A 15,506-nucleotide genomic window follows, 5' to 3' on the forward strand; every position below is an offset into this window, starting at 1 on the left:
CTCCTGCGACGCCGTGATCGTCAGGACCGTGCCGTCCAGGCGCGGCCCCAGGGCCGTCAGCGCCCGGCGGCGCTGCCCCCCGTCGAGGGCCGTTGTCGTGGCCAGATCGAGGCTGAGTTGGACGCGCGAATCGGTGGTATTGACGCCCTGCCCGCCGGGTCCGGAGGAGCGCGAGAACTGCTCGGTCAGTTCGGCCGCCGGGATGCGCAGCCCCCGCGGGGCGCCGGGCCCGGGCGCGATGAGCAGATCGTCCATGGTGTCCATTCTCCCCGGCCGTAGGCTGGGCGGCATGATCGACGACGGACAGACCAGCTCCGGCGGGTGGGGGACCACCGAGCGCGAACTCACTGCACCGGTCTCGCTCACCCGGCCGGACGGGAAGCTGAATCGGGCGGCGGTCGGTTTCGCCCGTTCGTCGTTGGTCGACACCGACAGCATCGGACGGGGCCGGCGCGGCCGTGGGCGCAATAAGCGCTGGGAGTACTGGAATCTCATCACACCCACGCACATCGTGGGTGTGACGGTCTCGTCGATCGACTACGCGGCGGTGCACGAGGTGTGGGTCTTCGATCGCGCTACCGGCGAGGAGATCGGCGAGGTCGCGACCGTCGTTCCACCGCGTGGCGTCGATCTCCCCGGCACGCTCGCCGCCGGCCCGGCCCGGGCGCGAGCCAAGAACTTGTCGATCGATCTGACTCCGCTGCCCGGGGACGGGACCCGAGTGCAGGCGTCGATTCCCGGTGCGTCTGTCGATGTCGTGGTGCGCCGTCCCGCCGGCCACGACTGCCTCGCCGTCGTCGTGCCGTGGAGCGACACCCGGTTCCAGTGCACGGTCAAAGACGTCGCGTTGCCGGCAGCGGGATCGGTGACGATAGGCGACGCGGTGCATTCGCTGCCGGCCGGTCAGTCGTGGGCGGTGCTCGATCACGGGCGCGGTCGCTGGCCCTACGACGTCACCTGGAACTGGGGTGCCGGATCCGGTCGCAGCAACGGCCGGGTCATCGGTCTGCAGGTCGGCGGCCGGTGGACGGCCGGCACGGGGATGACCGAGAACGGCATCGTGATCGACGGCCGGCTGCACAAGATTGGTGCGGAACTGTCGTGGCGGTACGCCACGGACGACTTCCTCGCACCGTGGCGGATCTCCGGCGGCGGGCTCGAGGCGAAGCTGACCCCGTTCCACGACAAAGTGTCCCGCACCAATCTGGGGGTCCTGTCCGGGGCCACCGACCAGTGCTTCGGCACCTGGTCGGGCAGTTTTGACACCGGCATGCAGCGGATCGAGTTCAGCGGACTGACTGGATTCGCCGAGCACGTCCACAATCGCTGGTGAGCGGCGAGACCTGCTTCAGGTGGCGTCTGCCAGCAGCAGATCGCGGGTGATCTCCATGTGCCCGACGTGCTGGGCGAGGTCCTGCAGGATGTGCAGCAGCGCCCATTCGCCGGTGGCGGTCGCGAGTACCTCGACGCGCGTGGTGCCGCCCCGGACGCCGTCGGCGAGGTCGCGATCCCGGACGCCGTCGGTGACCGCGATATCTACCCAGGCGGGCAGGCGTTCCTGTAGCGCCGCGAGGCGTTCGACGAGGTCGGCGACGGGGCCCACCGCGGTGAACTCCGTGCTGCGGTCGCGCGGAATGCGGTGCCCGGCAATGAAGGATCCGGCCCAATAGTCGACGACGCCGATGCAGTGATGGGTGATGGCGTAGCAGCTGTTCGCATCGGGCAGGTTGGGGCGGACGTTCGCGAGGTCGTCGCCGAGGGTGGTGAGGATCGTCGTCATCGAGGCGAAGCACTCGGCCGCCTTGCTGAGGAACGCCTCCGCCAGTGCCGTGCGCGCGTCGGGCAGTGTCATGATCCTCCTCGTGGGCAGCGCGCCGCTCAACCGACGCCCGTCAACACCCAAGATAGAATGCGGCGGCGTTACCCCAGAACACGGCCGCGGTCTGCTCGGCATCCAGCACGCGGGCGATGCACTCGAAGTCCTCGTCCTGGAAGGGGCGCTTGGCCCGAGTGGAGGGCAGGTCGGTGCCGACCATGAGTGCGCTCGGGTCGACGTCGATGATCGCCGTGATCACAGCTGCGGGGTCGAGTTCGACGCGGCCGAAGCCAGTGGCCTTCACCTTCACACCCTGCTCGACGAGGCGCAGGAGGTTCGGCAGGCCATCGGCGTGCATGCCGAGGTGATCGATGCTGGCGGCCGGCAGCGCGGCAATGCGGTGTGCGAGGTCGTTGTCGATGGTGCGAGAGTCGAGGTATAGCTCGGCGTGCCAGTCGACCAGGTCATGGACGCGGCGCGCTAGGTGCTCGAGATCATCGAGGGCCGCCGAGCCGCCGCGGGCGACGTTGAAGCGCACGGCGCGCACGCCTGCCGCGTCCAGCTCGCGAATGCGGTGGTCCCTCGTGTCTCTGGGGATCTGGGTGACGCCCACATAGGTGGGGCCGAGCGCCCGCAGCGCGTCGAGGAGGTAGCCCTGGTCGAAGGCCTGGAATGAGCCGGACACGACAGCGCCGCCCGCAATGCCGAGTCCGTCGATCCGGGCCCGGTAGTCGGCCACCGTGAACGGGTCTGGCAAGAATTCGTTGTTCTTCACCAGCGGGTGGGCCGGGTCGATGATGTGCAGGTGGGCGTCGAAGACGGGCTGGCTCACGGTCAGCTGGGCTCCTTCTGGCGGGCAAGGCGACGCGCGCAGCGGTCGCGGTCGACGATACCGACCAGAGAGCCGGTGGCCAGGACTCAATCTGGCGTGAGCCAGTTGTCCAATGCGGCCAGCACCCGGACGGCCGTCGCCACGTCGTCGGCGGCGAGGTCGGCGCCGGCCATAGCCCGACCCCACTCGGCATGGACGCGGGCCAGGGTGGCGTGCGCCTTGCGGGTGGGGGAGAGCAGCAGTCGCCGCCCGTCGCGCTGATCGTGCGTGCGCTCGACGAGTCCGAGGTCGACGAGGCGCCGCACGGCTGCGCTGGCGTTGGAGGTCTGCAGGGTCAGGTGCTCGGCAAGCTCGCCCAGCGAGGTGCCCGGATGGCCGTCGACGTAATGGATCACGAGCCGTTCGAGCGGCGTCAACGGGGCGATCAGCGGGTCCGCGAATTTGCGTGCCTCGAGCCGTCGCGCCACCCGCAGGGCCAAATCGGCGACGGCGATCCGTGGGTCGCGATGCTGGGCTTCGGACATGACACCAGCCTACCTTGTGGTTATAGTTATATAACCATTAGTAAATATCGTCTGCGCATTGTCCGACAATCGCATCGTCACGTAATGAGGAGTCCATGTCGCAGCCGTCCGCTTCGATAGCCCCCGCCACGCTCGGGCTGCTCGCCGCCGCCGCCCCGTTGAGCACTGACCTGTACCTGGCAGCCTTCCCGGCGATGACCGGCGACTTGCAGACGACCGCGGTGGGGGTGCAGATGTCGCTGACCACCTTCCTCATCGGTGCCGGCATCGGACAGGTGTTGTTCGGGCCCTGGTCTGACCGCATCGGACGAATGAAGCCACTGGTGATCGGCCTGGCCGTATATGTGGTGGCCAGCGTGGTGGCCGCCCTGGCGCCCACTGTCGCCGTACTGGTGATCGCTCGTCTGATTCAGGGCATCGGTGGCTCGGCTGGCATGGTGATCGGCCGGGCGATGATCCTCGACCGGCACAGCGGCGTCGGCGCGGCGAAGGCGCTGAACGTGATGATGGCGATGACCGGAATTGCTCCCGTCCTGGCGCCCCTGCTTGGTGCGCTGCTGACCGAGCCGCTCGGCTGGCGGGGCCTGCTGTGGATCCTCGTCGGGCTGGCCGTGCTGGCCCTGATCTCGACGCTCGCTGTGCTTCGCGAATCGCTGCCGCGCGACGAATGCGATCGGCGGCGGGCCGATCATCAACCCGGCGCCTGGCGCTCGTTGCTGACCGTTCCGTACATCGGCGGCGTGCTCGGGTTCGCCTTCGCGATGGGTGTCCTGATGGCCTACATCTCGGCGTCACCCTTCGTCTACCAAGAGATCTTGGGGTTCGGTGAGATCACCTACGGTCTCTGCTTCGCCGTGAACGCCCTCGGCATGGTGGCCGCCACCGCAGTCTCTTCCCGACTTTCCGCCCGCTACTCGCTCCGCGGCCTGGCCGGCGCCGGATTGGCGGTTAGCGGTCTCGGGGTAATCGCGGTGCTGGTGTGTGCGCTGCTGGGCGCCGGTGCGGGGCCGCTTCTGGTCGCGCTGTTCGTCGCGGTCGCTCCGCTGGGTCTGGTGCTGGGCAATGTGAGCGCTCTGACCCTCGCGGCGGTGTCGCCGCGCGTCGTGGGGTTGGCCTCGGCGGTCCTGGGCCTCATGCAGTTCGTGCTCGCCGGAACCGTCGCCGCACTGGTGGGCCTCGGCGGGGAGGACACGGCCGTTCCGATGGCCGTGATCATGCTCGGCTGCGCCGCCTTCTCGGCGGTCGCCGTGTTCGCCGTCGGGCGTGCCCGGCCGCAAGAGACTGAAGTGGTCGAGACCGGGGTGGTCGAAACCGGGGTGGTCGAAACCGGGGACTACTCGATCACCGCACGTGCGGCGGATCAGCCACGGCTGGCAGGCTCGCTCGAGGCGGCGGCTCGGGGCTGACCGCGTCGTCGGGTCAACACGGCCAGGGATACCGCTGCGAGGACCGCGGCGGTGAAGAGGGTGACGCCCATCGGCCACGCAGTCTCGGCGCCGGCGAGACCGACGAGGGGAGAGGCGAGCGCACCGAAGGTGAACTGCATGGCGCCGATCACCGCCGAACCGGTGCCGGCCACGTGGCGGACTTCGCCGATACCGAGCGCGACGGCATTGCCGAAGATCAGGCCGATACTGCCGACGGTCAGCATCAACACCGCGATCGTCGGCCACGTCGGGACGCCGCCGACGGTCACCATGAGTAGCAGCAACGTCGTGCCGGTCAGCAGGCAGGCGAGCCCGGCGACGAGGACCTGGTGCGGGGTGAAGCGGCGGACCAGCCGCGACGACGCTGCGCTCGCGACGGCGATGCACACTGAGATCAGGGCGAAGGTCAGCGCATAGGCCCCCGCGGAGAAGCCCATGATGTCCTGGACCAGAAACGGTGAGGCGGAGATGTAGCCGAACAGCACCATCGAGGTGAAGCCCATGGTGAGCGCGTAGCCGAGGTAGACGCGGTTACGCAGGACCGACCCCATGGTGCGGGCCAGCTCGGTAAACCCGCCGTCGTGCCTCTTTTCCGGCGGCAGCGACTCGGGAATGAAGGCCAGCACCCCGGCGAACATCAGCGCATTCACCGCGGCCAGGAGCCAGAACACCGCGCGCCAGTCGGCAAAAGTCAGGATTCCCCCGCCCAGCAATGGTGCCAGCACCGGTGCGAGCGAAGAGATTGCCATCATGATGGCGAACAGCCGCGCGGCCTCCGATCCGGTGCTGCGGTCGGCGATCACCGCGCGGGCGATGACGACGCCCGCCGCGCCGGTGAATCCCTGGAGGAATCGGGCGACGATCAGCAATTCGACACTGGGGGCGAGCGCACACAGGACGCTGGCTGCCAGGCATGCCACGGTGCCGACCAGCAGCGGGGTCCGGCGACCGGTGCGGTCCGACAGTGGTCCGATGACCAGCTGCCCGAAGGCCAGGCCGAACAAGACGGCGGTGAGCGTCAGCTGGATCGACGACGCCGAGGTGCCCAGGTCGGTCGCCATCTCCGGAAACGCCGGTAGGTACATGTCGATGGCCAGCGGCCCGATCGCCGACAGCAGTGCCAGCACGGCGATCATCGCGGCATTCCTCACGCCGCCACCATGCCCGACCGCCGGTAGCCGAGTCGAATCGCCGACCGGCGGGGCACAATGGTGGCGTGAATGAACGGCGGATCGTGCTGATGCGGGCGGTGAATGTCGGCGGGGCGAAGCTGCCGATGGCGCGTTGGCGGGAACTGGCCGAAGGCCTCGGTGCCACCGACGTCTCGACCTACATCGCCTCGGGGAACATGCTGTGCGTGCCACCCGACGACACCCAGGCCTTCGACCGCGGACTGGAACGCGCGGTCCAGGAAGAGTTCGGCTACTTCCGAGAAGTGATCAGCCGGTCTCGCGGCGAGGTGCAGGCCGCCCTCGCCGCGCATCCCTTCGACCTGATCGAGCCGAAGTTCTCGTATGTCACCTTTCTGGCCGCCGAGCCCACCGCCGACGCCGTTGCCACCGCGCGCACCTTCGCGACCGGCGACGACTGCTGGGAGGTGATCGGTCGCGAAATGCACATTCGCTATGCCACCGGCGCGGGCCGCCCGCAGATGAAGGATGCCTCGATCGGCCGGGCGCTCGGCGTGCCGGGCACCGCACGCAACCTCAATTCGGTGCGTAAACTCATCGACCTCGCTGCGGGAGGTCGATGACGTCGGCGTGAAGCACCGCGGGCCACGCGCGGACATCGTTCGGGCAACTCGCGACGGTGAGCGTCGCATTCGGGAGCATTGCGGCCAGTGCGTGGGCCGTCGACATCGGATGTGCCGGGTCGTCGACCCAGGCGAGAATGCGCACCGGCACCTCGACCCGCGCCATCTCGGCCGGATCGGGTAGGTCGCTCTCACCCGCCCCGCGAAACAGCGACGGCAGCAGGTCGGCCCGAACCTCGGGCAGGGTGGCCGGTCGTCCCACGGTGGCCGGGGGAGCGGGTTCCTCGGCGGCGCGCTCCAGGAAGGCGGACAGGCCCTGCGCCTCGATCAGATCGGCCGTCGTGCGGTAGTGCTGGCGCTGGGCTTTGCGTGTTTCCCACGCGGTGGGCGGCAGTAAGAGGGTCAGTCCGGTGAAGCGGTCGGGTGCCCTGGTTGCAGCGTGCAGTAGGGTGCCGCAGCCCATCGAGGTGCCGACGCCGTACACCTGCTCGCCGGGGAACTGTGCGTCGAGAAGGGCGAGGAGGTCGTCGGCCAGGTGCGGCCAGCGGTAGTCCCCGGGAACGGCGCGGCCCGTCGACTCGCCGTGCCCGCGGGCGTCGTACCGCAGCAACCGGGTGCCCGAGAGCCCGATCCCGAGGTCTAAATCGAGGACGCGGTCGCGCGCCCGACTGGACGTGAGGCCGTGCAACTGCACCACCGGCACCCCACCCTCATCGCTCAACTCCCAGGCCAGGTCGGCGCCCGCAACGGAAAAGGCGGTCATCGTGGACTCTCCTCAGTCGTAACAGGGGAAACACTGCGGTAATCCGGGCGCGTTACGTTACCGCCATGCGGCTCACCAATGTCGCGCACTTGCGCCTCCCATTCGGCCGGTTGTACGGCTACGACGTCACCGTGTCTGCGGACGGTGACCCGCTGCCGATCTCCTTCGATCAACACCGCCACGTCAGTGCCGGTCCTCGACCGGGATCGTGGATGGCGCTCTCGTTCCGGCTCGCCGATCCGGTCCCGCGAGAGGCCCTCGCCCAGGCGTGGCTGGCGGTGATAGCTCGCCACGGTACGCTCCGTTCGGCCTTCTCGCTCGACAGCGCCGACGAGCTCACTCTCCACGCGGTCGACATCGGACCGGGCGCCTGGGTCGAGCATCCGGTGGCCCCCGGCGAAGCGGAGAACGACACGCTGCAGGCCGTGCTCGACGACGCCTGTTCGCCGTTCAATCGCCCCGCCCACCGGTTGTGCGTCCTGGAGACTGCGACCGGACCGACCGTGGTGGTCGCCGCCGATCATTCGCACGTCGACATGTGGTCGATGCTGGTGATTCTGCGCGACCTCGTCGGCGCCCTGGAGAACTTTGGTGCTCGGAGCGACAAGGAGTGTCGTTCCCGGCACCCAAGTCCGGCGCCAGTCCTGCCGTTCGCCGAGCACACCCGCCAATACGCTGAGCGACCCGACGCCCCAGCCTCGGTTCGGACGCGCTGGGCGGAGATCATCAGCGAGAGCGGCGGGGTGATGCCGCGCTTCCCGCTGCCGCTTGGGGCGCCCGAGGCGCACTGCGAACGCGTCGAGGTGCGCGATGTCTTCGATGTTGACGACAGCGCCGCCTTCGGGGCGCACGCCCGCGCCCTCGGGGTCTCGACGCTGTCGCTGGGCGTCAGTGCGATGACCGCGGTGACACTGGAGATGGCAGACGCGCCGCTGCGGGCGGTATTTCCGGTGCATAGCCGGTACGACCAGTCGTGGCACGACTCGGTCGGTTGGTTCATCACCAACTCGGTGATCTCCTCCGGCGATGCCGAACCTGCGGCGGCGGCGGCCGCCGTCAAGGAAGCCGTGCAGCTGGGGTCGTGGCCACTGCACGACGTGCTGGCGCCGTGGGGTGGCATGCCCGAGGCGCCGGGCATGTTCGCCATCTCGTGGCTCGACCTGCGGCGACTGCCGGTTCGGGTGGATTCGATCGGACTGGCCGCACAGTATGTCGGCGCATCCATCCGGACCGACGGGGTGATGCTGTGGTTCATTCTCGACGGCACCGGCCTGCACCTGCGTTGCCGCTACCCCGATACCCCGGAGGCGCGGACGAATGTCGGCGGCTGGCTCGACCGGCTCGTCGCGCTGCTGCGGGAGACGGCGCGGCAGTCGATCGGGGCGCAACTGCAGGTGGGCGGACAAACCTACCGGGTGGAGCGGGCCGAACGCGCCGACGTCGGGGACCTGGCCGCACTGCTGGCCGACGACGAGGTGGGCGCCGCCCGCGAGATCGGCGAGCTCGGCCCGTACGAGGCGGCCTTCGACGTCGTCGCCCGGGACCGATCGAGCTTTCTGGCGGTGGTGCGCGACGTCGACCGCCGCGCGGTGGGCACGATGCATCTGACCGTGCTGCCCGGGCTGACCCGCGGCGGCACCACCCGACTGCAGATCGAGGGTCTCCGGGTGGCGGCCGATCACCGGTCCCGTGGACTGGGCACCGCGATGCTCGAGTGGGCGCACCGGCACGGCCGCGCCCACGGGGCCACCTTGGCGCAGGTGACCACCGATGAAGTGCGCGACCGGGCCCGCGCCTTTTATGCCCGCCTCGGCTACGGCACCGAGCACGTCGGCCTTAAACGGCAGTTGTAGCCGCCCGGGTCTACGGTGGACGTGAGGCGCAAGGAGAACGACGGCATGCAGAAGCTGGGGTTGGTCGGCGGTACCGGACCGGAGTCGACGGTGTTCTATTACAAGGCGGTCATCGACGGCGTGCAGCGGGTCGCGGGACCGCAGAGCCTGCCGATGCTGACCATCGAATCACTCAGCGTCTTCGACGTGCTCGACTACTGCGCGCGTCGCGACTTCGACGGTCTCACCGGCTATCTCACCGCCGCCATCGACCGGCTCGCCCGCGCCGGCGCACAGGTCGCCTCCCTCACCGCCCTCACCCCGCACATCGTCTTCGACCGGCTCCGGGCCTCGTCGCCGATCCCGTTGATCAGTGCCGTCGAGGCGACCTGTGCCGCAGCCGTCGCAGACGGCGGCCGCACGGTGGCGCTACTCGGGACCGAGTACACGATGACCGAGGACTTCTTCTCCGGGGCGCTGCGCGACGCGGGGCTGCAGGTGATGGTGCCGGACGCCGGCGAGATCACCTGGATTCAGCAGCGGATCGTCGACGAACTCGAGCACGGGATCGTCACCGATGACACCCGCGCGGGCCTGATCGCCATCGTCGGGCGTCTGCGCGGCGCCGGTGCGGACCGGGTGATTCTCGGCTGCACCGAACTCCCGCTGGTGCTCGACGACGTCGTCTCGCCGCTGCCATGTCTGGACCCGGTGCAGATCCACGCCCGCGCGCTCGTCGCGGCGATCGTCGCGCCCGGCGACTGACCGGGCGGTGCCTGTGCGGCGGCGCTAGACCTGCCCGTCGTGGGTGTGCAGACCGATCATTCGGGAGGGCTGGCGGCGGCGGCCGCCGTCGATCGCGAGAGCCGCGATCGCATCGTGATACGCCCGGTCCATCAATTCCTCGGCCCGCCCGAAGTCGCGGGGGCTCACGTCCAGCGGGCACGGCGGCGGCAAGACGATCAGGTCGGCCGCCGCGGAGTACTCGTCGATCTCGCGGATGAGTCGCTTGTGAATCAGCAGCGTCGTACCGTGCAGCGCCATCGAGGCCGCATCGCCCGGTGGCTCGGTCAGGGCGCACGCGTACCCGGTCGGCAGCACGTACACCGTGTCCGCGCCCGCGGTGATCGTCGGCGCCAGCGAGGTGTTGTCGGCGACGCCGCCGTCGACCAGCATGCGGTCGCGCCATCGCACCGGCGGGAACAGGCCGGGGATCGCGCTGCTGGCCAGCAGCGCATCGGTGAGCGGTCCCCAGCCGAGATCGACTTCGCGGCCCGTCAAGATGTCCGTGGTGACCACGATCAGCGGGATCCGGGTGCCTTCGAGTGCGTCGACGGTGAGACTCTCGTCGATGAGGCGGCGCAGTCCGGTGTCGGTGAACAGGGACTGGCTGCGGCCGCGAAGGGCGCTGATCAGATGCAGCGGGTCGGGCGGGAAGACGTCCCGGGCCCGCAGTGAGCGCCAGATGTCGGCGAGCCGTTCCACCGACGACATGGTCAGCCCGTCCTCGGCCACCACCGCCGCGTTGAGCGCGCCGACCGACGTCCCGACCAACAGGTCCGGGACGACCCCGCGCTCGGCCAACGCGCGGAGCATCCCCACTTGGATGGCGCCCAGGTTGGCGCCGCCGGACAGGACCACCGCCGTGGTCATCTTGACTCCTTCGGTCGCGGTGAACTGGTCGGGGGCGGCTCGCGATGGCAGGCTTACCCCATGGCCATGATTCCACCGCTGCCGGTGCGCGACGGGGTCGGCCCGACCCGGCTGCGGGTGCCGGAGAGTGGACCGTGGGCGACGATCGCCGATTATGTCGTCGAACGGTTCGACCATCTGCACCCAGAAGAGCTGCGACGCCGATTCGACGACGGCGAGATCGTGGCGGCCGACGGTCGCGCGATCGGCCGGGCCGTGCCCCTCGGTGCCGAGCGCTTCATCTGGTACTACCGCGATCTGCCCGTCGAGGAACCGATCCCGTTCACCGAGGACATCCTCTATCGCGACGACGACCTCGTGGTGATCGACAAGCCGCACTTCCTGCCGACCACGCCTGGCGGCCGCTACCTGCAAGAGTCCGCGCTGGTGCGGCTGCGGACCCGGCTGGCCAACCCCGACCTCATCCCGATCCACCGGCTCGACCGGCCGACAGCCGGGCTGGTGATGTTCTCGGCCCGGCCGCAGACACGCGGCGCCTATCAGTCGCTCTTTGAGCGGCGGCGGGTCACCAAGGTCTACGAGGCGGTGTCGGCGCTGCCCGGCGACTGGGACCCGGCGGCGCCCGCGCTGGGCGGCCAGCCGGCCCCGGTCGTCGTCCGCAATCACATCCAGTCCCGCAAAGGCGAGTTGCGGGTGGTCGTGGACGGTGCGGCGGAGCCGAATGCGGAGACGGTCGTGGATGTCCTGGGGGTCGGGCGCAGCGCGACCGGCGAGGCGGTGCTGCACACGCTGCTGCGTCCGCACACCGGCCGGATGCATCAGCTGCGCGTCCATCTGGCGTCTCTCTCGATTCCGATCCTGGGTGATCGCTGGTATCCGGCCCTGCTGCCGGAGGCGCCCGACGACCATGCGCGGCCGCTCCAGCTGCTGGCCCGGGAACTGGAATTCACCGATCCGCTGACCGGGGCGCCGCGGCGCTTTGTCACCCGGCGCACCCTCACCCAGGTCCCGCTCGCGTGACCCCGTCGCTCCGGTGGCACTCGCGGCGCTCCCGGCTACGGTGGATTTCGGAGGTCGGTGACATGACGCCGCACGCTGGGCAGCGGGAGTGCTGGCGCCTCACCGGGCAGCCCGGATCGTTGAGCCTGGGGGAGCCGGAGACGATCCTCGACGGCGTGCCCGCGGCATCGGTGCACAACGGCGGCCGGATCGCCTGCGGGCCAGACGGCAAGCTGTACATCACCACCGGTGATGCGGGCGATCGGGAATCCGCGCAAGACCGGGAATCGCTGGGCGGCAAGATCTTGCGGCTCGATCCCGACGGCAGTGTGCCCGACGACAATCCCTTCGCGGGATCGCCGGTGTACAGCTACGGCCACCGCAATCCGCAGGGGCTGGAGTGGGCGGCCGACGGCACGATGTTCGCCAGCGAGTTCGGCCAGAACACCTGGGACGAGCTGAATGTGATCCGCCCCGGGGCGAACTACGGCTGGCCGCTCGTCGACGGCATTGCGGGGATCCGCGTTTCACCGACCCGGTGCAGCAGTGGGGGCCGGCCGCGGCCAGTCCCAGCGGGATCGCAGTGGCCGGCGACCGGATCTGGATCGCGAATCTGCGCGGCGAACGGCTGCGCGCCGTCCCGCTCACCGACCTGTCGTCGTCGCGCGAGCTCCTCACCGGAGCCGGGCGGCTACGCGATGTCACGGTCGCCCCGGACGGCTCACTCTGGGTACTCACCAACAACACCGACGGCCGCGGCAGACCTGCTGACGGCGACGACCGGATCCGCCGCGTCGTTCCCGGCGCCTGACTCGACCGCGGCACGTCGCGGTCGAGTGCCGATCCGCTCGCCGCTCATCTCGGTCTCGCCCCCTCGATCGCGGGGGCGAGAGCGAGGGGTGGGTGCTCGGTGGGGGCGCCGGGTCACGATCCGACCTCAATCTGGTGCCGGAGGTTTCATTGATGTTGGTGTGGCCGGTGATACTAGATGAATGGTCTTCTTCGCTCGCCGACAACTGCGGCCGGTCCTGACGGTGCTCGCCCTGGTGATTGCCGGCCTGGTGGTCGTTCCGGGCCACGCCGTTCCGGGTCACGCCGCGGCGGCGCCGCAGTGGCGATACACGATGGTCGCCTTCAGTAACGACAGTGCCCGTGACCTCGACGTCTACGAATCGTCGGACGGCACCGACTATCGGCTGCTGCGCACGGCGGCCTACCGCCCGCCGGCGGGGTTCGTGCGGGATGCCAGCATCCTGCGGCACACCGACGGCAACTACTACATCGCCTACACCACGGCCAACGGGGCGAGCATCGGCATCGCTCGCAGCGCGGACCGCCTCACCTGGGAGCATGTGACCGACCACAAGGTTCCGTTCTGCTGCGCCCTGCTCCCCGGCACCGGTGACGGCACGGGCCCGGACATCCCCGTTCTCGATCGCCTACCCGGCTTCAAACGGGGGCCATCCCTCTCGCCGTTCACCACCAAAGCCTGGGCGCCGGAGTTCGTCGTCGACGGTGGACGGGTCCACCTCCTCGTGTCGATGTCGACCGGGGGTGGTTTTGTCCCGTACCTGCTGACCGCCACCGATCCATCGCTGACCCGGTGGACGCACCCGGTTCCCTTGCAGGGGCTGAACGCCGACCGGATCGATACGACGGTGGTGAAGGTCGGGTCGACCTTCCATGCCTTCGTCAAAAACGAGACCAAGAAGGTGATCGAGCACGCCACCGCCCCGGCGCTGATCGGGCCGTACACCCCGGCACCGGCGGGGGACTGGGGCACGTTGGTCGAGGGCCCGGCCGTCGTACAGCTGCCCAACGGCCACTGGCGCCTCTACCTGGACTCCTATCGGGACGGTAGATACCTCTACTCGGACAGCTCCGACGCAATGCGCAGCTGGTCCAAGGCCAAGGAACTACCCGGTGTATCGGGCGCCGCCCGTCACTTCGGGGTCCTGCGCGAACCAGCCTGACCACGATCGGCCCGTCCTGGCCCCGGTCCCCCCTGCGCGGCGCCGCGACTTCCCTAGAGTGGAGGAAGCATCCCCGGCACCGATTTCTAGGAGAGCAGTATGGGCACCTTTGATGGACGTATCGCATTGATCACCGGCGGCGCACGCGGTCAGGGCCGGGCGCACGCGCTCGAGTTTGCGCGGCAGGGGGCCGACATCGTCCTGGCCGACCGGTGTGCCACTCCCGCGACGGTCAACTATCCGCTGGCTTCCGCCGATGAGCTGGCCGAGACCGCACAGTTGGTCGCCGACACCGGCCGGCGCTGCATCGCCGAGGTGCTCGACACCGCGGACCGCACTGCGGTCGACGCGCTGGTGGCCCGGGCGACTGCCGAGTTCGGGCGCATCGACATCGCCGTCGCCAACGCCGGCGTCTCGGTGCCCGGGTCGATTCAGGAACTCACCCCGCAAGCCTGGGACGAGGTGATCGCCAGCAACCTCACCGGCGTCTTTCACACGGTGTCCGCGGTAGCGCCGGGAATGGCCGAGCGCGGTTACGGGCGGATCGTCACGGTCTCCTCGATGATGGGCCGCATGGGCGGACCGGGCATCGTCGGCTACGCCGCTTCTAAATGGGGCGTGATCGGGCTGACCAAGAGCGCCGCCCTGGACCTGGCCAAGTCCGGCGTCACCGTCAACGCCGTCGCCCCGGGCAACGTCTCCACCCCGATGATCCACAACGACGCCCTCTACTCGCTGATGCGGCCCGATCTGGAGCACCCCTCCGACGACGACGTCGCGCCGATCTTCACCATGCTGCACGCGCAGCCGGTGCCGTGGGTCGAAGCCGAGGAGATCACTCGGGTGGTCACCTTCTTGGCGGCCGAGGCCAGCGCCCACATCTCCGGCATCGTCGTGCCGGTCGACGCCGCTAACGCCGCCCGCGTCACCGGATAGCGCCTCTGCCTGCTGCCTAGAGCTAGCAGCGCAGGTCAGTGGGCGACGGTGGTGTGGGTCACCTCGCAATCTCGAGGGTGCTGCACACAACGGCGCGCGCCGGGCGACAATGGACGACAGTGAGACAACTCCCGTTCCACAAGAACGGAGTCCGAACCGAGCTGAAAAGAGTCGATTACCCCATGACCTCCGACAACCAGACGATTATCTACACGCTGACCGATGAGGCTCCGCGACTGGCGACCGAGGCATTCCTCCCCGTCGTCCGGACGTTCGCCGAGGCTGCCGGGATTGATGTCGAAACCAGCGACATCTCCGTGGCCGCCCGTATTCTCGCCGCCTTCCCCGAGCGGCTGACCGATGAGCAGAAGGTTCCCGACAACCTCGGCGAACTCGGTCGTCTCACGCAGTTCCCGGACACCAACATCATCAAGCTGCCCAATATCAGCGCGTCGGTTCCGCAGCTCAACACCGCGATCGCCGAGTTGCAGGCCAACGGATATGACATCCCTGACATCCCGCACGACCCGACGACCCCCGAGGAAATCGAGATTCGCGACCGATACTCGGCGTGCCTGGGTAGCGCGGTGAATCCGGTTCTGCGCGAAGGCAATTCGGATCGTCGTGCCCCGAAGGCCGTCAAGGAGTACGCGCGGGCCAATCCGCACAGCATGGGCAAGTGGTCGATGGCCAGCCAGAGCCACGTCGCGCACATGACGCACGGCGATTTCTACGCCGGCGAGAAGTCGATGATTCTGGACCACGCGTGCAATGCACGCATGGAGGTCGTGACGCCGGATGGCGAAGTCCACCTGTACAAGACGGTCCCGCTCGACGCGGGCGACGTGATCGACAGCATGTACATGAGTAAGAAGGCGCTCCTGGAGTTCTACGAAGACCAACTCAACGACGCCCGTGACACCGGTGTCATGTTCTCCCTGCACGTCAAGGCGACCATGATGAAGGTCAGCCACCCGATCGTCTTCGGTCACTGCGTC

At 69.0% G+C, this 15,506-nt stretch carries 16 protein-coding genes and 1 pseudogene; 10 read left to right on the forward strand and 7 right to left on the reverse strand.

The genetic code is table 11. The features are described from left to right. The coding region (locus WAW85_RS05175) for a peptide chain release factor-like protein (protein WP_422558574.1) at nt 1-255 on the reverse strand (255 nt) is incomplete at its 3' end. Between the two features lie 34 nt (nt 256-289). Between WAW85_RS05175 and WAW85_RS05180 the strand changes: the two genes are divergently transcribed. Continuing rightward, entirely contained in the window at nt 290-1,333 is a 1,044-nt protein-coding gene (locus tag WAW85_RS05180) for a DUF2804 domain-containing protein (protein WP_422558575.1), read from the forward strand. 15 nt (nt 1,334-1,348) lie between these two features. Here WAW85_RS05180 and WAW85_RS05185 read toward each other — a convergent pair whose 3' ends face one another. The 3 genes from WAW85_RS05185 to WAW85_RS05195 all read right to left on the reverse strand — a co-directional run bounded on the left by WAW85_RS05185 (nt 1,349) and on the right by WAW85_RS05195 (nt 3,172). Then, the gene (locus tag WAW85_RS05185; RefSeq protein ID WP_422558576.1) at nt 1,349-1,852 is read right to left on the reverse strand and encodes a DUF664 domain-containing protein; all 504 of its coding nucleotides are present in this window, start codon (nt 1,850-1,852) and stop codon (nt 1,349-1,351) included. Nucleotides 1,853-1,892: 40 nt separating this feature from the next. After that, nucleotides 1,893-2,648 carry an amidohydrolase family protein gene (locus WAW85_RS05190; RefSeq protein WP_422558577.1) on the reverse strand — a complete coding sequence of 252 codons (756 nt, stop codon included), beginning with the start codon at nt 2,646-2,648 and terminating at the stop codon, nt 1,893-1,895. Nucleotides 2,649-2,734: 86 nt separating this feature from the next. Further along, complete coding sequence (locus tag WAW85_RS05195; protein ID WP_422558578.1) at nt 2,735-3,172, reverse strand: MarR family winged helix-turn-helix transcriptional regulator; 438 nt, start codon at nt 3,170-3,172, stop codon at nt 2,735-2,737. A gap of 95 nt (nt 3,173-3,267) precedes the next feature. On the opposite strand from WAW85_RS05195, the gene WAW85_RS05200 reads away from it, so the two are divergent. Next, the gene (locus WAW85_RS05200) at nt 3,268-4,578 is read left to right on the forward strand and encodes a multidrug effflux MFS transporter (protein ID WP_422558579.1); all 1,311 of its coding nucleotides are present in this window, start codon (nt 3,268-3,270) and stop codon (nt 4,576-4,578) included. On the opposite strand, the gene WAW85_RS05205 is transcribed toward WAW85_RS05200, so the two are convergent. Beyond that, a complete protein-coding gene (locus WAW85_RS05205; RefSeq protein ID WP_422558580.1) occupies nt 4,533-5,750 on the reverse strand; it encodes a multidrug effflux MFS transporter in 1,218 nt (405 codons plus the stop codon). The genes WAW85_RS05200 and WAW85_RS05205 overlap by 46 nt on opposite strands. 65 nt (nt 5,751-5,815) lie before the next feature. On the opposite strand from WAW85_RS05205, the gene WAW85_RS05210 reads away from it, so the two are divergent. After that, nucleotides 5,816-6,352 carry a DUF1697 domain-containing protein gene (locus WAW85_RS05210; RefSeq protein WP_422558581.1) on the forward strand — a complete coding sequence of 179 codons (537 nt, stop codon included), beginning with the start codon at nt 5,816-5,818 and terminating at the stop codon, nt 6,350-6,352. Here WAW85_RS05210 and WAW85_RS05215 read toward each other — a convergent pair. After that, on the reverse strand, nt 6,324-7,115 hold the full coding sequence (locus WAW85_RS05215) for an alpha/beta fold hydrolase (protein ID WP_422558582.1): 792 nt from the start codon (nt 7,113-7,115) through the stop codon (nt 6,324-6,326). The two genes, WAW85_RS05210 and WAW85_RS05215, sit on opposite strands and share 29 nt — an antisense overlap. 65 nt (nt 7,116-7,180) lie before the next feature. Here WAW85_RS05215 and WAW85_RS05220 point away from each other — a divergent pair, with 65 nt between their 5' ends. Then, complete coding sequence (locus WAW85_RS05220; protein WP_422558583.1) at nt 7,181-8,968, forward strand: GNAT family N-acetyltransferase; 1,788 nt, start codon at nt 7,181-7,183, stop codon at nt 8,966-8,968. A 21-nt stretch (nt 8,969-8,989) separates the two neighbouring features. Then, a complete protein-coding gene (locus WAW85_RS05225) occupies nt 8,990-9,712 on the forward strand; it encodes an aspartate/glutamate racemase family protein (RefSeq protein ID WP_422558584.1) in 723 nt (240 codons plus the stop codon). Between the two features lie 24 nt (nt 9,713-9,736). Here WAW85_RS05225 and WAW85_RS05230 read toward each other — a convergent pair whose 3' ends face one another. Further along, entirely contained in the window at nt 9,737-10,600 is an 864-nt protein-coding gene (locus WAW85_RS05230; protein WP_422558585.1) for a patatin-like phospholipase family protein, read from the reverse strand. A 66-nt stretch (nt 10,601-10,666) separates the two neighbouring features. Here WAW85_RS05230 and WAW85_RS05235 point away from each other — a divergent pair, with 66 nt between their 5' ends. From WAW85_RS05235 to WAW85_RS05255, 5 genes and pseudogenes are all read left to right on the forward strand, one after another. Further along, nucleotides 10,667-11,620 carry a pseudouridine synthase gene (locus tag WAW85_RS05235; protein WP_422558589.1) on the forward strand — a complete coding sequence of 318 codons (954 nt, stop codon included), beginning with the start codon at nt 10,667-10,669 and terminating at the stop codon, nt 11,618-11,620. Nucleotides 11,621-11,742: 122 nt separating this feature from the next. Continuing rightward, nucleotides 11,743-12,410, forward strand: a pseudogene (locus WAW85_RS05240) (PQQ-dependent sugar dehydrogenase); the annotation flags it as partial. Between the two features lie 181 nt (nt 12,411-12,591). Next, complete coding sequence (locus tag WAW85_RS05245) at nt 12,592-13,572, forward strand: arabinofuranosidase (RefSeq protein WP_422558586.1); 981 nt, start codon at nt 12,592-12,594, stop codon at nt 13,570-13,572. Nucleotides 13,573-13,671: 99 nt separating this feature from the next. Beyond that, nucleotides 13,672-14,508 (forward strand): mycofactocin-coupled SDR family oxidoreductase, encoded by an 837-nt coding sequence (locus WAW85_RS05250; protein ID WP_422558587.1) that lies wholly within the window; start codon nt 13,672-13,674, stop codon nt 14,506-14,508. A 182-nt stretch (nt 14,509-14,690) separates the two neighbouring features. Then, nucleotides 14,691-15,506: NADP-dependent isocitrate dehydrogenase (locus WAW85_RS05255; RefSeq protein ID WP_422558588.1), on the forward strand; the 816-nt coding region annotated here is incomplete at its 3' end.

Source organism: Gordonia sp. (in: high G+C Gram-positive bacteria) (assembly GCF_049299075.1).
Lineage (GTDB): Bacteria > Actinomycetota > Actinomycetes > Mycobacteriales > Mycobacteriaceae > Gordonia.